The organism is Xanthomonas hydrangeae (assembly GCF_032697525.1).
Taxonomy (GTDB): Bacteria; Pseudomonadota; Gammaproteobacteria; order Xanthomonadales; family Xanthomonadaceae; genus Xanthomonas; species Xanthomonas hydrangeae.
The window spans coordinates 3620234-3634349 of sequence record NZ_CP103836.1 but is presented as its reverse complement, the minus strand read 5'-3'; the positions used below and the strand labels follow the sequence as shown (position 1 = coordinate 3634349).

Below are 14116 nucleotides of genomic sequence, written 5' to 3'. Positions count from 1 at the left end.
CGCGCGCCGTGCGCCGTATCTGCGGAGGTGGTGAATGTCGTATGTAGATGGTTTTGCGCTTGCCGTACCCACTGCCAACAAGGCTGCATTTCTGGAGCATGCCCGGATGGGCGATTCAGTGATCATCGAATACGGTGCGCTGCGCGTGGTGGAGTGCTGGGGCGAGGAAGTCCCGCACGGAGAACAGACCGACTTCCATCGCGCGGTCGAGGCCGCCGACGATGAAACCGTGGTGTTTTCCTGGATCGAATGGCCCGACAAGGCCACCCGCGATGCCGGCATGAAAAAAATGATGGCCGACCCGCGCATGGACCCGGCAGTCAACCCGATGCCGTTCGATGGCAAGCGTCTGATCTACGGTGGCTTCGTTCCGGTACTGAGGTTGGGACAGACAGGCTGAGCGCTACAGCGTGCGATAGCGCGGATACGCATGTCGCACGCTGCAGCACCGCAGCGAGGTTGTTTTCGGCTGTCTCCAGCACCACATCTTCAGCCACCGCCACGCCACCAATGGCGGCCGCGCTCGTCGCCATTGGTGAATGGGCGCAACGCATTGATGATGTTGCCTGTTCACTGGAGATCCCCGCATGACCAACGCACCACTGCTGGTGGCCTGCCCGAGCTGCGCCGCGATGAATCGCGTGGCGGCCGCGCGTCTGCACGATGCGCCCAACTGCGGCAGCTGCCATCAGCCGCTCTTTCTCGGGGCACCGGTAGCGCTATCCACGGCCGATTTCGACAAGCATGCGATACGCAGCGAGCTACCGTTGGTGGTGGATTTCTGGGCGCCGTGGTGCGGGCCGTGCCTGAGCATGGCGCCGCAATTCGCCGCAGCCGCTGCATTGCTGGAACCGCAGGTCCGTCTGGCAAAGGTGGATACCGACCTGCATCCGGCGCTGGGCACGCGCTTTGGCATCCGCAGCATTCCTACCTTGCTGGTCATCCGTGGCGGCAGCGAGCTGGGCCGTCATTCCGGTGCGGTGAGCAGCACGCAGATCGTCAGTTGGGTGCAGTCGGTGTTGCGCAGCCGTTGACACAAAAACCCGCTGCGTACTGCACGCAGCGGGCTAAGTTGTTGCACTAGGCATCACTGCGACACGCATGTCGCAGTGATGCGGTGATGCTGTCAGTCGATCAGCAACTCACTGCCAGTTGACGTTGACCGACACGCCCACGATGCGCGGCTCGTTGTAGACCGCAGCCATGTAGTTCTCGATCACGCCCTTGACGTTCTTTTCGTTGGTGATGTTGCGCGCAAACGCCGCCACTTCCCATGCACCGTAGCCGCCGGTGTAACCCAGCTTGAGGCCGCCCTCGAAATTGCCGTCGGCGCGGAACTCGGTGGAGTCGTACAGCACAAAGCTGGTTTCGCCCTGCTTGTTCCAGTCGGTGGAGACGAAGAACGCGCCATCGTTACCCACCGGAATGTCGTAACGCGCGGCCAGATTGAGGTTGTACTTGGGCGCGTTGGGCAGCGGGTTGCCGTCGATCTGCGCAAAGGTGTTGGCGCCGACGCGGATGGTCGGGTCGTTGACCGTGCACACCACCACGCCGTTGAGCGCGCAGGCCTGCGCAAACACGCGCTTGTCCTGGATTTCGCTATGCAGCAGGCTCAGGCCGGCGGTCAGCGACAGGTTGGAGATCGGGCGCCAGTCCAGGTCCGCTTCCAGACCGTAGGCCTTGGCCTTGTCGGCATTGAACAGCACGCCATTGCCGTCCGAATCGTTGCCGTTGAGCTGGATGTCATCGACGGTGTAGGTGAAGCCGCTGACATTCAGACGCAGACGATTGTCGAACAGGCTGCTCTTGATGCCGGCCTCCCACGACAGGATGGTTTCCGAATCGGCGGTGGTGAAATCCGAATTGAACACCGCGCTGCGGCCCTGGATGGTCGGGCCGCGGAAGCCGCGCGCCACGCGTGCGTAGACGCTCAGGTCGGGGTTGATTTCGTACATCGCGCTGAGGTCCCAGCTGGGCTGGGTGTCGGACATGCGCACGTCGCGACGGCCACGGTATGTCACCGCACCAGCTGCGGTGTCGGCGGTCTTGAGCAGACGGGTTTCCTTGGTGTCCCTGGTCTGGCGGATGCCGGCGGTCAGGGTGAGCGCGTCGGTGGCCTTGTAACTGAGCTGACCGAAGCCGGCCCAGGAGGTGTTGGTGTTGCGCAGCCGCACCCAGTTGTTGGGGTTGCGCGCGGCGGTCTGCAGGAAATATGCACGCTGATAGAAATCGGTGGTGTCGCGGCCATCGAAGTAGAACGCGCCCACCTGCCATTGCAGTGCGTCGTCGCCTTCGCTGGCCAGACGCAGTTCCTGGGTGTACTGATCCAGGTCGCGGATCTGCCCCATCGACTGGCCGAAGCCGTTCGGCACGCCATTGACCGGGTAGTTGGCCGCTGCGCCGCCATCGGTGTCGCCACGGCTGTAGCCGGAGGTGGTTTCGTAGGCGGTGATGGAGGTCAGCGACACGCCGCCGAAGTCGTAGATCGCCTTGATCGAGCCGCCGTCGGTCTGATACGCCTGCGGGTTGTCGTGCGCCTCGTCGTAGGCCACGCGATCGCGCGGCACGTCCACTTTGTCGCTGCCGCGCGTCACTGCGTTGCGCAGGAACAACGTGGAGGTGCCGTCGTAGTCGCGCGTATGCACCGAGCCCAGCAGCGAGAACGCATCGTTGGGCTTGAGCAGTACCTGCAGGCGCGCATTGCGGTCGTTGTAGCCGCCCATCGCATCCTTGCGCGGCGCGCGCGTGCCATCGGCGCTGCTGCCGGCAAAGGTGTTGTCCACCCAATCGTCGCGGTGCTGATACAAGGCCGAGACGCGAAACGACAGCACGTCGTTGATCGGCCCACCGAAGCCGCCGTCCAGCGACACCGTGTTGTAGCTGCCGTAGCTGGCATCGACGCGGCCGGTATAGGTATCGCCGGGCTTGACCGTGTCGAACTTGACGATGCCGGCAGTGGTGTTGCGGCCGAACAGGGTGCCCTGCGGGCCGCGCAGCACTTCGACCTGGTCCACGTCGTACACCGGGTTGGATTTGAGTACCACGTGTTCCAGCACCACATCGTCCTGGATGATGGACACCGGCTGCGAAGCGCCGAGATAGAAATCGATATTGCCCAGACCACGGATATAGAAGCGCGGGAAGATGCGCCCGGTGGTGGTCTCGGCATAGAAGCCCGGCACGCGGCCGGACAGTGCCAGCAAGGTGTCGTCGCCGCCTGCGGTGAACTCGCGCATCGCCGCGCCCTGCACCACACCCACCGACACCGGCACCTCCTGCAGGTTCTGCTCGCGGTGCTCGGCGGTGACGGTGACCGTATCCAGCGCGGTCGGGCTGCCCTCGCCCTGGGTCGTCGGCGTTTGCTGCGCAGATGCGGCGGCGGCCATCGAAGCAAGCAACAGGCCGGCACAGGCGCGCGCCAGCGGCGTGCGCTGCAAGGCAGCGCAACGGCGTGCAGAAGCGTGTGTGGCGGCGGACGTCAGGGACGCGGAGACAGACGAGTACAACGACATGCGAGGTGATCCTTGGGTAGGTAGCGCGAGGTGACGTCCGTCGGCACAGGCATGCCGGACGAGGGCGCAAGGTGGCGCCGCGCGCACGATATGTCAGCAATGTTGCAGCTCTATGGCAAGCGTGCCGCCACGCACATGCCGCCAGGTCTATACCCATGCCATTGCACGCGGCTGGCATGACGAAACGGCATGCCAGCACTGGCCGTGTGCTGACAGCAGGCGGTTTTTTTGTGCCACCTTTGACCCGTATGCCCACGCGCGCTAAGCGCGAGGAAATAAACACTCGCGCTGAGCGCGGGCGCGCACACCACCGGCGTTATGCGCGGGCGGCAAGCACACTGCTGTCGAGCATCTGCCCAACCATGTTGAGCAGATCGTTGAGGCTGAAAGGCTTGGGCAGCAAGGCCATGCCTTCGGCCAGAAATTCCTGCCGCGTGGCTGCGTTTTCGGCGTAGCCGGTGATGAACAGGATCGGCAAGCCGGGCCGCAGCGCGCGTGCCACATCGGCCATGTCGCGCCCGTTCATGCCGGGCAGGCCCACATCCGACACCACCAGATCGATTTCCACCCCGGCACGCAATTGTTCCAGCGCGCCATTGGCATTTTCGGCTTCGGTCACGTGGTAGCCGGCATCGCTGAGCACCTCGCTCACCATCATGCGCACCACATCGGTGTCGTCCACCAGCAGGATGCGCTCATGACGGTGACGCGGGGATCTGGGCGCCGGTGCCGGCGCCACCTCGCTTGCCGTGAGCCCGCGCGGCAACAGCAAGGCCACCGTGGTACCACGGCCCACGGTGCTGGTAATGCGCGCGGTGCCGCCGGATTGACGCGCAAACCCATAGGTCATCGACAAGCCCAGGCCGGTGCCCTCGCCGATGGGTTTGGTGGTGAAAAACGGCTCGAACACCTGATTGAGAATGGCCGGCTCGATCCCGCTGCCGTTATCGATCACATTCACCGCCACGTAATCGCCATCGTCCAGTTCCGGATCGTTGCGCGCGGTGTAGGCGGCGCTTTGAATGCGGATGGTGCCCTTGCCCTTCAATGCATCGCGTGCATTGATCACCAGGTTGAGCACCACGTTTTCGAGCTGGTTGGCATCGGCCACCGCAACCAGCGGCGTCTGCGCCAGATCCAGTTCCAGCACGATGTTCTCGCCGATCGAACGGTGCAGCATGTCTTCCAGCGAGCGCACGCGTGCGTTGATGTCGAACGCCTGCGCATCCAGCGATTGCTTGCGTGCAAACGCGAGCATGCGCTGGGTCAGCGCGGCCGCGCGATGCGCAGAGCCGGTGGCAATTTCCGCCAGCCGCGGCACGCGCTCGACGCGGTTGGATTCCACCGCCAGCTGGATCATGTCCAGCCCGGAAATGATGCTGGTCAGCAGGTTGTTGAAGTCGTGCGCGATGCCGCCGGTGAGATTTCCCAGCGCTTCCATCTTCTGCGCCTGCAGCAGCTGGATTTCGGTGCGCTGGCGCTCGGCGATCTGGTGCGCCAACTCGGTGGTGGCGGTGTCCAGTTCCTGGCGTTGTTCGCGCTCTCGCAGACGCTGTTCGGTCACGTCCTCGACCAGCAACAAGCCCAGATCCGGCTCGCGATACGGCGACACCCGCCACTCGGTTTCGCACAACTTGCCATCGCGGATGATCGACAGCGTGCCGCTCCAGCGCGCACGGTGCGCCAGCGCGGTGGTCAGGGCATGCACGGTTGTCGCCTGGTCCAGCCCCGCCGCCTGGATCGCATCGCCGGGCGTGGCGCTGCCGATCAGGCGCTGGAAGGCGGCATTGGCTTCGTGCGTGTGCAGCCTGGAATCGACCACGGCGATCGGCGCGCTGATGTGCTCGAAGATCTCGCGGAAGCGGGCCTCGCTGATACGCAATGCATCTTCGGCATTGCGGGCGCGCAACAGCGTGCGCAGCGTGGCGACCAGCACGCTGGGATCGACCGGATGGATCAGGTACGCGTCGGCACCGGCATCCAGCCCGGTGGCCATGTCGCCGGTGGCGATCGATGCGGCCGACACATGCACCACCGGCAGCAGCGCGGTGCGCGGGGCGGCACGCAAGGCGCGCACGATGTCGAAGCCGCTCATGTCCGGCAGATTGACGTCCAGCACCACTGCGGCAAAGGCGTGCGTGGCCAGCTTGGCCAGGCCATCGGTGCCGGTGCCGGCCTCTTCGACCACGAACTGATGATGCTCGAGCACGCGCCGCACCGAATAACGCGTCACCGCGTTGTCGTCGACCACCAAAATGCGATGACTACTGGGCAAGTGCGTTCTCCGCCGCCAGCGTCACCGGCAGCACCACGAAAAATTCGGAACCTTCGCCGACCACGCTATTGATCCCCACCCTGCCACCGAGCAGCTCGGCGAAGCGCTTGCAGATCGCCAGCCCCAGGCCGGTGCCGGTCAGGCGTTTTTGCAGCGGCGAATCCACCTGCACGAAATCCTCGAACAAGGCCTCGTGCAGCTCGGCCGGAATGCCGATGCCGGTATCCTGCACGCCGAAGCGCACATGGGTGTCGCCTTCCAGCTGCGCGAACACGCGCACGTGGCCTTGCGGGGTGAACTTGAGCGCGTTGGAGATGAAGTTGCGCAGGATCTGCGCCAGCTTCTTGTCGTCGGTGTAGAGCATCGGCAGCGCCGGAGGATCTTCGAAGATCAACGTGGTGCTGCCGGCATCGGTGAGCGGGCGGAACATGCCGCGCAACGCCGAGAACAGATCCATCAGGTCGAACCAGCCCGGCGAAATGGCGATGCGCCCGGCTTCGATCTTGGCCAGATCCAGCAGGTCGTCGACCATCTCGGTGAGCTCGCGCGCCGAGGCGCTGACAAAGCGCACCTGCTTGGATTGCTCGGCGTTGAGCGGCCCGTCCATGCCGTCTTCCAGCAGCCGGGTGATGCTCAGGATCGAACTGAGCGGCGTGCGGAACTCATGGCTCATGTACGACAGAAAGCGGCTCTTGAGCTCGGACACATCGCGCAGCTGTTCGGCCTGCTGATCGAGCTCGGCATACAGCGCCAGCACGCCCTGGTTGGTTTCTTCCAACTCCTCGCGCAAGGCCTGGTTCTGCTGCCGCAGCGCATCGAGTTCGGCCAGCGGATCGGCTGCCGATGCGGCATCGGATGACTTCATTGCATGGCTCCCAAACGCATGACGAACACGCAGGCATCGTCGCGGCCGCGCGCGTAATCGCGCAACAGCACCGCCGCAACGATACGCGGGTGGCGTGACAATAGCGCCGGGTGATCGCGCAAATTCCAGCGCGTTTGCAGGCCGTCGCTATGCATGACCAGCAGCTTGCCGGTCGCATTCGGAAAATCGAACGGCTGCGCCTTGCGAAACTGCACCCCGACGATGCCCGGATGCGACGGCATGCCGCGCACCCCATCGCCATCGCACAGCGAGGCGACGATATTTCCGACGCCGGCAAAGCGCACCTGGCCGGTGCGGCTGTCGAACTGCATCACCGCCGCCGCACCGCCGCGGGTGCCGGACATGCCGGCATGCAGGCGTGCGATGCGCTCGCCGGGCTCGCCACTGGCTACAGCCATCGCACGCGTGCCGGCATCGGCGGCGTCAGCGGCGCCAGGCCCGTGGCCCAGGCCGTCGATTAAAGTAACAGTGACCTGTCGCTCGCCAATCGCCAGCTGCCAGGCGTCGCCGCACACCTCTTCGTGATGCAGCGGCACGCGCACCGCGCCATACGGCAGATCCAGTTCGGCGCGTGGTTGCGCGAACAGCCGCGCCATCACGATCGCCCCCTTGGCATCGGAGTACGCGTCCAGCACCTGCGCCTTGCGCTTGATCGCGCCCAGCCCGGTGCCCGGTGTGCCGGCAGTGGAATAGCCATCGCGCAGGCCATCTTCCAGTATAAAACCCGGGCCTTCGTCGATGGCGCAGATCTCCACGCCCATGCCCTCGCGCGCAGCCACGCCCGACAACTGAAAGCAGCCGCCACGCCCATGCTTGAGCATGTTGGTGGCAAGCTCGGTGGCGACCAGCGCAACGCGACCGCAGGCGGCCTCGTCGAACCCCAGCGTCTGCGCGAGTGCCGTCGATTCACGCCGCGCCTGCCCGACCTGGCTGGCTTCGTCGACGCGAAACAGGCGGGTCACGTCACCGGTAACCGTCACTTCCATGTGGTGATGGTGATGCGCGTGCCCTTGCCCGGCGTGGTGTCCAGCACAAAGTCGTCCACCAGCCGCCGGCTGCCGGACAGACCCAGACCAAGCCCGCCGCCGGAAGTCCAGCCGTCTGTGAGCGCCAGATCCAGATCGGGAATACCGGGGCCTTCATCGCGGAAGGTCAGCTGCACGCCCTTGCGGATGCCGTTTTCCACCAGCGCCCAGTCCATATCGCCGCCACCGCCGTAGATCACGGTGTTGCGCGCCAGTTCGCTGGCCGCAGTGACCAGCTTGGTCTGGTCGACCAGACGCAGGCCACACTGCACCACCAGCTTGCGCACCGTCTGCCGGGCCAGCACCACATCCTGTTCGGTGCGTACCGATTGCGACCCTGTGGTCATGAGTCGCGATCGGGTTGCTGCAACAGGCGCATGCCACGTTCGACATTGAGCGCGGTGCGCACCGACGGCAGGGTCAGGCCCAGTTCGACCAAGGTGATCGCCACCGCCGGCTGCATGCCGACCACCACGGTCTTGGCATCCATTACTGCGGCCAGCCCGGAGATGGTGCTGATCATGCGGCCGATGAAGGAGTCGACGATGTCCAGTGCGGAAATGTCGATCAGCACGCCGCGCGCGGAAGTGGCGCTGATTTTTTCCGACAGGTCTTCCTGCAGCGTCATCGCCAGTTGGTCGTGCATGTCCACCTGGATGGTGACCAGCAGCAGGTCGCCCATCCGCAGGATCGGGATACGCTCCATGTCAGCTCGCCTTGCTCACGGTCACGCCGGTGCGCTTGAGCGCCAGCGCCAATGCGTCGGCCAGGTTGGCCTTGGTGACGATGCCCTGCAGATCCAGCCCCAGATGCACGATGGTCTGCGCAATCTGCGGGCGCACACCGCTGATGATGGCATCGGCGCCCATCAGGCGAATCGCGGTGACGGTCTTGAGCAGGTGCTGCGCAACCAAGGTGTCCACGGTGGGCACGCCGGTGATGTCGATGATGGCGATCTCCGAGCCGGTATCGACGATGCGTTGCAGCAGCGATTCCATCACCACCTGGGTGCGTTGCGAATCCAGCGTGCCGATCATCGGCAGCGCCAGCACGCCGTCCCACAACTTCACCACCGGGGTGGAGAGTTCCAGCATCTCTTCCTGCTGCCGCACGATGATGTCTTCGCGGGTCTTCTGGAACGCCTTGACGGTGTACAGGCCCAGACGATCCAGCAATTCGGACAGCGCCCACAACTGCAGGCCCAACTCCTCCGGCGCACTGGCGTACTCGCGCTGCACCAGCTCGAACAGCACGCGCTTGAGCGAAAAGATGAAGTTGGCGGTTTCCTGCGAATCGAAGCCGCGCGTGGCACGGTCGCGCGAGAGCGTCTCCAGAAAGCGGCGCACCTGGCTCCATTCGGCGCTGTCCAGGCTGCTGCCGCCGTCTTTCAACGAGGCCACCAGCAAGCGCAGGAATTCCGCGCTCTGGGTTTCGATTTCCTGACGCGAAATACGCACGTCGTTACCAAAGCTGGAACCCAGCCACGCGGTCAACAACGTTGTTTCCTGCCCACGAATCGCATCGATCGAGCGCTGCTGCAATGCCACCATGAGATCACCCGCCCAGTAATAAGAGAAGAAAGGCCGGGCATGCGGGCTGGACTGCGCCCGTGGTTGGCGCGGCGCCCCCACGCCGAAGCGCAGCAGAATAAAACAATTCAGATTCGGCAACCAACGACGAACCTGTAGCAGTCATCAGACACTACACCCTGCAGTTTGACATTGCAGCGCACATGGCGAACGTGCGCCCGGCCACGCCTGCGCAGATGCAGGCGGTGGATGCAGGCGGTGATGGTCTGAGTGCCGCCGCCCGATGGCGGACGCTGCCGCAAAGCGTGCTGGGGAGTTTGATCGAAGCGAGGTGATACGGGCACACCGAACAAGCCCGCCTGTGGCAACCGCCAGTGCGTGCAACGCGCTGTGCCACCAGCGGCGTGTCGGGCTGTGGCCGGGCGTGTTCTGATCGCGCCCAGACTTTTCTCAGGCTCCCCCATGTCATCGCTGTTTTCTCCGTATCAACTCAAAGACCTCACGCTGCGCAACCGCATCGCCATTCCGCCGATGTGCCAATACACCGCCGTGGACGGCCTCACCAACGACTGGCATCAGGTCCACTACGCCAGCATGGCGCGCGGCGGTGCGGGCCTGGTGATCGTCGAGGCCACCGGCGTGTCGCCGGAAGGACGCATCACGCCCGGTTGCCTGGGCCTGTGGAACGACGCCCAGGCCGAAGGGTTGGCGCGTATTGCGGCATCGATCAGCGCCGCCGGCGCAGTACCCGGCATCCAGATCGGCCACGCCGGGCGCAAGGCCAGCGCCAACCTGCCGTGGGAAGGCGACGACCACATCGCCGACGGCGACGCACGTGGCTGGGACACCATCTCGCCCTCGGCCGTCGCCTTCGGTGGCGGCCTGCCCAAACTGCCGCGCGAGATGACGCTGGACGACATCGCCCGCGTACGCGGCGATTTTGTCGCCGCCGCACAGCGCGCGCGCGATGCCGGCTTCCAGTGGCTGGAGCTGCATTTTGCGCATGGTTATCTGGCGCAGAGCTTCTTCTCGGTGCACGCCAATCATCGCCAGGATCAGTACGGTGGTACTGCCGAAAATCGTGGACGCTTCCTGCTGGAAACGCTGCAAGCCGTGCGTGCGGTCTGGCCGGAACATCTGCCGCTAACCGCGCGCTTTGGCGTGATCGAATTCGATGGCCGCGACGAAGAGACCCTGCAGGAAGCCATCGCACTGACGCGCAACTTCAAGCAAAGCGGCCTGGATCTGCTCAACGTCAGCATGGGCTTCAGCACTCCGACTGCGCAGATTCCGTGGGGCCCGGCGTTGCTGGCGCCGTTCGCCGAACGCGTCAGCCGCGAGGCACAGCTGCCGGTTGCCTCGTCCTGGAATATCGACGACCCGCTGGAAGCCGACCGCGTCATTGCCGCCGGGCAGATGGAGTTGGTGATGATCGGCCGCGCGCACCTGGCCAATCCGCATTGGCCGTATCACGCCGCGTTGGCGCTGGGCGAAGAACGCCCGTCGTGGGTGCTGCCGCCGTCGTACGCGCATTGGCTGGAGCGCTACGGCAAGCGCAGCTGATCGGACACGTGCGATATGCCCGGATGCGGCATCGCGCGCAAGCCGACCATGCACACGAAGTCAGCAGGTTCGTGGGAATGCTTCGGTTCGCTGCGGGCGCTTGCACGCGTCCCGGCGTGGGACACGCCGCAAGTACGTCCGTGTAGGCTCTTACGCGGCATCCATGCCGCGTAAGGTCCCACGCCGGGACGCGCGCAAGCACCTCCGGATATTGTCGGTAGCTGAAGAAAAAGCGGCGACTGGCCAAGTAACCCCTCTTCGGATCGTGACCTTCAATGGCGAAACGATGGGTTGATGCCAACCACATCGACTGCGGAAATCGACTTTGCAATCCGCAGGCACTACGCCTGCTTGAAGCCATTGCTTGCCGATCAGCAACCGCGAAGAGTGAGAGCGCGGTGTCGCATCCGGGGGCGGGACCGTGTGGCGGCATGGATGCCGCCACCGAGCCTACATGGACGTACTTGCGGCGTGTCCCGACACCGGATGCGGCACCGCGCGCAAGCCGACCGTGCACACGAAGTCAGCAGGTTCGTGGGAATGCTTCGGTTCGCTGCGGGCGCTTGCACGCGTCCCGGCGTGGGACACGCCGCAAGTACGTCCGTATAGGCTCTTACGCGGCATCCATGCCGCGTAAGGTCCCACGCCGGGATGCGCGCAAGCACCACCGGATATTGCCGGTAGCGGGAAAAAAAGCGGCGACTGGTTAAATAACCCTTCTTCGGATCGTGAGCTTCATGATCGTGAGCTTCAATGGCGAAACGATGGATTGATGCCAAACACATCGACTGCGGAAATCGACTTTGCAATCCGCAGGCACTACGCCTGCCAGAAGCCATTGCTTGCCGATCAGCAACCGCGAAGAGTGAGAGCGCGGTGTCGCGTCCGGGGGCGGGACCGTGTGGCGGCATGGATGCCGCCACCGAGCCTACATGGACGTACTTGCGGCGTGTCCCGACACCGGACGCGGCACCGCGCATCGACTAGCCCCGCACACGACCTACAATCCGTAACGCTCCACTGCGTCCAGATGCGGCCTTGGGTCCTGATCGCAGGCCTCGGCCAAACGCAGCCAGCACATCGTGTGCGGCCACTGCGCGGTGGCGGCCAGCAAGGCCCGATGCAATTCCAACGGCGCCGCCGCTTCCGGCAGCGCCACGGTGAACAACACGCCGGGCAGGCCCGTGCTTGCATCTTCCGGGTCGAACGCATCCGGATGTTGCGGATCGATCACGTGATACTCGTCGCGACTGTGCACCCACAGCTTCCAGCCGCGGGCCTCGATCTCTTTGCGCAAGGCCTCGATCGCCGGCTCGCCGGGGTGCACACCATCCACCAGCCAGCTGCTGCCGTAACCGCCCGCCTGCAACACATGCACCTGCGCGTAGGTCGGCACGAAACGCTCGCGCTCGGCCTCGTCTTCCGGTGGCGGATACAGCAACTCGGCATCGAACACCACCCAATCGCCGACATGCTGACGCCGATGCGCAGGCGCGTTTTCGAGGATGCGCGCGGTGACCGGGCCGGTGCGGCGCGCGTAATACTCGGCAGCCTCGCCGTCGTCCACACAGCGCACGATCACCCAGCCCCAGTTCTCTTCGACCACACCGCTGGTGCTGCTCAGCTCCATGCCGATCGCCAGCGCCGAGGCACGTACTGCCTCCCACTGCTGAGCGGCACTGGCCGCGGTCATGTGATCCCAATGCGCAGAGCGCGGCTCTTCCATCAGTTCGGTCAGTTGCCGGTAGACCTCGGCCGCTTCGGCAAAGCGCCCGGTGTTGAGATACATGCGCCCCAGCAAACCGCGTGCGCCATGCGAGCCGGGCGACAATTCCAGCAACGCGGTACAGGCCTGTTCCAGCGCCGGCCAATCGGCCAGCCGCTGGGCAAGCTGTGCTTCGCACCACAGTGCCGCCACCGGCACCAGCGGGCGATACAGCTGCGCCAGCCGACGCATGCCGGCGTCGTCGCCACGGCCCAGCAGCAGATTCATCAGCCGGAAGGTCGGGCTGGTCTCGCGGTCGGCATGCCGCTGCACGAATGCCCACAGCAGCGTAATCGCCTCATCGTCGGCCGCACACGCGCTCAATGCCGACGCGGTGGTGTCCACCAGCTCGGCATCGTCGGGGCGCTCGGCCACTGCCTGCAGCAACCATTGCGCCTCGCGCTCGGGGTTGCGCACCACGTCTTCGGCCTGCGCCTCCAGCCATTCCAGCAACTGCGCGGCAGGCACCGGCGGCGCCTCGCCCGCCGGTGCGGTCTCGATGCGCATGGCCAAACGGTCCAGCAATTGCGTGGCGCCACGGTCCTGCCGCAACTTGGGCACATGCGCACGCGCAAGCGCCAGATGCCGGCGCGCGGTCCACACCGCACCACGCTGCAACGCCAGCTCGATCGCCATCTCGGCCGCGTCGATCAGGATGCGATGCGCACCGACCTGCGCGTAATGATCCAGCATCACCTGCAAGCGGCTGCCCAGATCCCAGGTGTTGCGCTCTGGCGTGCGCGACACCAGCACCACCACCGCACGCAACCAGTGCATGCGATAGCGCGGCGCAACCTCGCGCCACGGCAGAAATGCCTCCAGTGCTTCATCGTCGCGATGCAACAGCGCCAATGCGCGCGCCTTCTGCAAACGCCGCGGCTGGCTGCAGTTGGCCCACTCTGCACCTTCGCGTGCGGCCTCGCGTTCGCGCTGTTCGATCAGCGCCAGCGCTTCTTCTGCACGGCCGAGCGAGAGCAGGATCGAGATGCGCATGTCCGGCACGCCGTCGTAGATCTGCCCGCCATGCGCAACAATGGTCTGCGACTGCTCTTCCAGATAGTGCAGTGCCGCCTCGCCGCGCCCATCGTCGAGCAAGGCGTCGGCTTTTTCGCAGCTCAGACACTGGTAGCACGACCAGCTCGGGTCGATGCGACCCAGCGTTTCTTCGCACACTTCGATGCGCTCTTCCACCCAGCCCGGCCCGTCGATATTGGCGTAGCACGCGGCCAGATCCTGGGTCACGCACACCGATTGCGGGCACTCCACCGCATCGGCGCGATGCGCGCGCTCGAACAGCGTCACCGCATCGCTCAGCGCACGCTCGCCTTCGCACAGATTGCCGACCCGGTTGCGCATTTCCCAGTGCCCGACGAACACCTCCAGCCACGGATTGGCCAGCGTCTTGCCCAGCGCACGCGCCTCGGGCAAGAGCGCTTCGGCGCGCTCGATCTGCAGGTCGCAGATATGGTCGGTCAGGCGCGTCAGCAGTTGCGCGTTCTGCGGCTGACCGGCTTCGCCCAGATCGTCCTGCAGCTTTTCAACCCAGTTCCAAATTTCCATC

At 64.9% G+C, this 14116-nt stretch carries 11 protein-coding genes; 3 read left to right on the top strand and 8 right to left on the bottom strand.

The features are described 5' to 3' along the window. Positions 1-34: 34 nt before the first annotated feature. On the top strand, positions 35-400 hold the full coding sequence (locus NYR97_RS15520) for a DUF1428 domain-containing protein (RefSeq protein ID WP_316694400.1): 366 nt from the start codon (positions 35-37) through the stop codon (positions 398-400). Between the two features lie 187 nt (positions 401-587). Then, complete coding sequence (gene trxC, locus NYR97_RS15515; RefSeq protein ID WP_316694398.1) at positions 588-1034, top strand: thioredoxin TrxC; 447 nt, start codon at positions 588-590, stop codon at positions 1032-1034. Positions 1035-1142: 108 nt separating this feature from the next. Here trxC and NYR97_RS15510 read toward each other — a convergent pair whose 3' ends face one another. The 7 genes from NYR97_RS15510 to NYR97_RS15480 form a co-directional block, all read right to left on the bottom strand. Then, a complete protein-coding gene (locus tag NYR97_RS15510) occupies positions 1143-3512 on the bottom strand; it encodes a TonB-dependent receptor (RefSeq protein WP_316694397.1) in 2370 nt (789 codons plus the stop codon). 316 nt (positions 3513-3828) lie between these two features. Next, entirely contained in the window at positions 3829-5787 is a 1959-nt protein-coding gene (locus NYR97_RS15505; protein ID WP_316694395.1) for a response regulator, read from the bottom strand. Further along, on the bottom strand, positions 5777-6652 hold the full coding sequence (locus NYR97_RS15500) for a sensor histidine kinase (RefSeq protein ID WP_104550301.1): 876 nt from the start codon (positions 6650-6652) through the stop codon (positions 5777-5779). Before NYR97_RS15500 ends, NYR97_RS15505 begins: the two co-directional genes overlap by 11 nt. Beyond that, a complete protein-coding gene (locus tag NYR97_RS15495) occupies positions 6649-7659 on the bottom strand; it encodes an ATP-binding protein (RefSeq protein ID WP_316694393.1) in 1011 nt (336 codons plus the stop codon). The genes NYR97_RS15500 and NYR97_RS15495 overlap by 4 nt, the downstream gene beginning before the upstream one ends. Further along, positions 7650-8045 carry an anti-sigma regulatory factor gene (locus NYR97_RS15490; protein WP_316694392.1) on the bottom strand — a complete coding sequence of 132 codons (396 nt, stop codon included), beginning with the start codon at positions 8043-8045 and terminating at the stop codon, positions 7650-7652. The genes NYR97_RS15495 and NYR97_RS15490 overlap by 10 nt, the downstream gene beginning before the upstream one ends. Next, positions 8042-8404: an STAS domain-containing protein gene (locus tag NYR97_RS15485; RefSeq protein WP_023903148.1), complete on the bottom strand. Its 363-nt coding sequence runs from the start codon at positions 8402-8404 to the stop codon at positions 8042-8044. Before NYR97_RS15485 ends, NYR97_RS15490 begins: the two co-directional genes overlap by 4 nt. A gap of 1 nt (position 8405) precedes the next feature. After that, positions 8406-9248 (bottom strand): STAS domain-containing protein, encoded by an 843-nt coding sequence (locus NYR97_RS15480; protein ID WP_316694391.1) that lies wholly within the window; start codon positions 9246-9248, stop codon positions 8406-8408. A 441-nt stretch (positions 9249-9689) separates the two neighbouring features. Between NYR97_RS15480 and NYR97_RS15475 the strand changes: the two genes are divergently transcribed. Beyond that, complete coding sequence (locus tag NYR97_RS15475; protein ID WP_074056945.1) at positions 9690-10790, top strand: NADH:flavin oxidoreductase/NADH oxidase; 1101 nt, start codon at positions 9690-9692, stop codon at positions 10788-10790. 1000 nt (positions 10791-11790) lie between these two features. Here the strand turns inward: NYR97_RS15475 and NYR97_RS15470 are convergent. Then, complete coding sequence (locus tag NYR97_RS15470; protein WP_316694389.1) at positions 11791-14115, bottom strand: hypothetical protein; 2325 nt, start codon at positions 14113-14115, stop codon at positions 11791-11793. Position 14116: the final 1 nt, after the last annotated feature.

Bases quoted from the DNA above. Each gene is read 5' to 3' on its own strand.
- NYR97_RS15485 (WP_023903148.1), bottom strand. From the start codon at position 8,404: ATGGAGCGTATCCCGATCCTGCGGATGGGCGACCTGCTGCTGGTCACC.
- NYR97_RS15480 (WP_316694391.1), bottom strand. From the start codon at position 9,248: ATGGTGGCATTGCAGCAGCGCTCGATCGATGCGATTCGTGGGCAGGAA.
- NYR97_RS15500 (WP_104550301.1), bottom strand. From the start codon at position 6,652: ATGAAGTCATCCGATGCCGCATCGGCAGCCGATCCGCTGGCCGAACTC.
- trxC (WP_316694398.1), top strand. From the start codon at position 588: ATGACCAACGCACCACTGCTGGTGGCCTGCCCGAGCTGCGCCGCGATG.
- NYR97_RS15495 (WP_316694393.1), bottom strand. From the start codon at position 7,659: ATGGAAGTGACGGTTACCGGTGACGTGACCCGCCTGTTTCGCGTCGAC.
- NYR97_RS15470 (WP_316694389.1), bottom strand. From the start codon at position 14,115: ATGGAAATTTGGAACTGGGTTGAAAAGCTGCAGGACGATCTGGGCGAA.
- NYR97_RS15520 (WP_316694400.1), top strand. From the start codon at position 35: ATGTCGTATGTAGATGGTTTTGCGCTTGCCGTACCCACTGCCAACAAG.
- NYR97_RS15490 (WP_316694392.1), bottom strand. From the start codon at position 8,045: ATGACCACAGGGTCGCAATCGGTACGCACCGAACAGGATGTGGTGCTG.
- NYR97_RS15475 (WP_074056945.1), top strand. From the start codon at position 9,690: ATGTCATCGCTGTTTTCTCCGTATCAACTCAAAGACCTCACGCTGCGC.
- NYR97_RS15510 (WP_316694397.1), bottom strand. From the start codon at position 3,512: ATGTCGTTGTACTCGTCTGTCTCCGCGTCCCTGACGTCCGCCGCCACA.